Source organism: Mesorhizobium sp. CNPSo 4684, from assembly GCF_057784315.1.
Window position 1 is genome coordinate 1 of record NZ_JBWLUX010000077.1, and the last position, 3,279, is coordinate 3,279.

Sequence of the window (3,279 nt, forward strand, 5' to 3'; positions counted from 1 at the left end):
GTGGCGGAGGCCCTTCTCAAGCACCGAAATAAGGCGAGCATCCTCGGAATAGAGAGGCTCCTTGCTGTGCCCTATCAAAACCCCAGCTGACTGGACCGGCTGCAACGTCGAGGCCGCCGGCATTGCTCTGCCGCCACGGGAATTGGCGACCTCGTTCAGCTGCCGCTCAAAGGTCGTCGCATCTGCGGACGGCACCGCGGGTGAACCCGCTTGCCGGCCCGCGCTGTCCGACTTTACACGCTCCCACTTCGTCGAGGCGAAATCCATCCGTTCCTCCCTTCAAAAATAGAGGCATCGAAGCTGGGCTGGATTTGACGTGCCGGAAATCAGGAACAAACTACCCTTTAACAGCCCTCGGCAGGCATGCATCGTGAGCATCGGCAGCCGATGTTCGTCCAGTGCGACCAACCCTGTCTGTTATGTTAAATGGGGAAGCTGTCGACAAGCTGATCACGACAGTGCGCCTCGAGCGTTGTGCATGTGCCCGCGCGCTTCGCCGTCAAGACCCCATAAATCGAGATCTGAGACAAATACTGCTTCACCTCGCTGATCTGTACGGCCATCTTTCGCGGTGAGGTGCACTGCAAAGTACGGATGCGCGACTGGCAGAAACCTGGTTGAACGGGAAGGCACTGCTTTGGCAAGCACATCCGGCCCGCCATCCGATTCTCACTCGTTCTTGATGTCAGCTGCGCGTGGCGACGCAAGAGTTGCCGTAATCGACGATCGTCTTGACGATCGCATGATCAGCAATGCCCGGGTTTCGCCCCACTGCATAAAAATGCTTTGGCGTGATGCCCGTCGATGTCTTGTGGCCGCAGCCGGGCCGTTTAGAGCGCCTCGGTCGAACATGCAGTCATCATTTCCACGCTCTTGGCAAACACTTCGCGAAGTGTGGAGCGAGGTCGACAGGCGCGTCCGGAACCCGAATGGGCGAACTGCCCATGCCGAAGCCTTCTTCACCGCGATGCGGCCAACATCCGTCATGCGCTGACTGCTCGGTTCCGTTATTCAAACGCCCGCCTTCAAGACCTTCTGGGATGCGCAGGCGTTTAGACAGCAATCGCAAACGAGGTGCACTGGACCCGGCATGCCATGCACTTTGACCGTGACCTCGGCGGCAAACGGTTTGGAAACGACGGCTATTCTCGCGAGGAGCTTGCCGCCGCGTTCCTTTGCGCGACCCCGGGGCGGGGCGCCTCGAGGTCGCGACGACCATAAATCTCAACGAGCGGCTTGATCCCAACACCGTTAACGGCGAACGTCTCGAAGAACTGCAGCGCCTCCAGTCGAGGACCATCGATACCACTCCGGTCGAAGGCGAAGAGCTGGATTCACAAAGGGCGGGGAAGCAGTAGTTAGCTCGTCATGCGCCGAGGGGCCGGTCCCACCGCAATTTGCGATTTGAGACCCGTATTTCGATGCAATCGCCTCCGGATTTTAACGGAGGAAATCGGACGGCGCCGCGAAATCATTCGACACGTCGATCGTTAAATGGGTGGCCAGCCCACACCCGCAGACGAGCGTGCGAAGAAGGACAACAGCTCGCCACGCGTGATCGGCTGGACATAGGCGATGCACACCAAGACGAGCACCTCCGATTGCGTTAGCTCCCTTGCCCCCCTCCCGCTGCCGTGTGTCTAAGGCGGCGGGGATGGCGTCGGCGAAAGCAGCTTTTTGCTCTTCGCCCTGTCCCTTCCATCTTGACTAGTGCGAGCCTGCAGCCTTATCTCACGACCGCGTTAGCACTCGCCTTAGGTGAGTGCTAACTATCCGGCGGCCTCGCCGGATGGAGGAACTGTTCTCACCGTTCTCATTCGAGGAAGAAAAAATGGCAAAGTCGAAGTTCCGCCCGCTTCATGACCGCGTGGTCGTTCGCCGGGTCGAATCCGAATCCAAGACCGCCGGCGGGATCATCATCCCGAATACGGCAAAGGAAAAGCCGCAGGAAGGCGAGATCATCGCCGTTGGTTCCGGCGCTCGTGACGAAGCTGGCAAGCTGGTTCCCCTGGACGTCAAGGCTGGCGACCGCATCCTGTTCGGCAAATGGTCGGGCACCGAAGTCAAGCTCAGTGGCGAAGACCTTCTGATCATGAAGGAATCCGACATTATGGGCATCATCGGCTGATTATCGGCCTCACCGTCAACTGAATTCCGGGCTTTATCGCAAGCCCCTGCCAGGAGCTAAAACATGGCTGCCAAAGACGTAAAATTCTCCCGCGACGCCCGTGAGCGCATGCTGCGCGGCGTCAACATCCTCGCCGACGCGGTGAAGGTCACGCTCGGCCCCAAGGGCCGCAACGTCGTCATCGACAAGTCGTTCGGGGCCCCGCGCATCACCAAGGACGGCGTCACCGTTGCCAAGGAAATCGAGCTTGAAGACAAGTTCGAGAACATGGGCGCGCAGATGGTCCGCGAAGTTGCTTCGAAGACCAACGACATCGCCGGCGACGGCACCACGACCGCGACCGTTCTGGCGCAGTCGATCGTCCAGGAAGGCCACAAGGCCGTTGCCGCCGGCATGAACCCGATGGACCTGAAACGCGGCATCGACCTGGCTGTCAGCGAAGTCGTCGCGGCTCTCGGCAAGGCTGCCAAGAAGATCAAGACCTCCGAAGAAGTTGCCCAGGTCGGCACGATCTCGGCCAATGGCGACGAGTCGGTCGGCGCCATGATTGCCGAAGCGATGCAGAAGGTCGGCAACGAAGGCGTCATCACGGTTGAGGAAGCCAAGACCGCCGAGACCGAGCTGGAAGTCGTCGAAGGCATGCAGTTCGACCGCGGCTATCTCTCGCCCTACTTCGTCACCAACGCCGACAAGATGGTTGCCGAGCTCGAGGACGTCTACATCCTCCTGCACGAGAAGAAGCTCTCCAACCTCCAGGCCATGCTGCCGGTTCTCGAAGCCGTCGTGCAGACCTCCAAGCCGCTGCTCATCATCTCGGAAGACGTCGAAGGCGAGGCTCTGGCCACGCTGGTCGTCAACAAGCTGCGCGGTGGCCTGAAGATCGCCGCCGTCAAGGCTCCGGGCTTCGGTGATCGCCGCAAGGCCATGCTGGAAGACATCGCCATCCTCACCGGTGGCCAGGTCATCTCGGAAGACCTCGGCATCAAGCTCGAGAATGTCGGCCTCAACATGCTCGGCCGCGCCAAGAAGGTGTCGATCTCCAAGGAGAACACCACCATCGTCGACGGCGCCGGCAAGAAGGCCGAGATCCAGGGCCGCGTTGCCCAGATCAAGCAGCAGATCGAAGAGACCACGTCGGACTACGACAAGGA

Annotated in this window: 4 protein-coding genes and 1 pseudogene; 3 read left to right on the forward strand and 2 right to left on the reverse strand. The window is 60.1% G+C overall.

The genetic code is table 11. The features are described 5' to 3' along the window. The coding region (locus AC04SG_RS32655) for a hypothetical protein (protein WP_488554378.1) at nt 1-267 on the reverse strand (267 nt) is incomplete at its 3' end. Nucleotides 268-694: 427 nt separating this feature from the next. Beyond that, nucleotides 695-890 (reverse strand): annotated as a pseudogene (locus AC04SG_RS32660) (3-oxoacyl-ACP synthase); the annotation flags it as partial. Nucleotides 891-1,074: 184 nt separating this feature from the next. Between AC04SG_RS32660 and AC04SG_RS32665 the strand changes: the two are divergent. The 3 genes from AC04SG_RS32665 to groL form a co-directional block, all read left to right on the forward strand. Then, the gene (locus AC04SG_RS32665; RefSeq protein ID WP_488554379.1) at nt 1,075-1,221 is read left to right on the forward strand and encodes a zincin-like metallopeptidase domain-containing protein; all 147 of its coding nucleotides are present in this window, start codon (nt 1,075-1,077) and stop codon (nt 1,219-1,221) included. Nucleotides 1,222-1,831: 610 nt separating this feature from the next. Then, a complete protein-coding gene (groES, locus tag AC04SG_RS32670) occupies nt 1,832-2,128 on the forward strand; it encodes a co-chaperone GroES (protein ID WP_488554380.1) in 297 nt (98 codons plus the stop codon). 63 nt (nt 2,129-2,191) lie between these two features. Then, the coding region (gene groL, locus AC04SG_RS32675) for a chaperonin GroEL (RefSeq protein ID WP_488554381.1) at nt 2,192-3,279 on the forward strand (1,088 nt) is incomplete at its 3' end.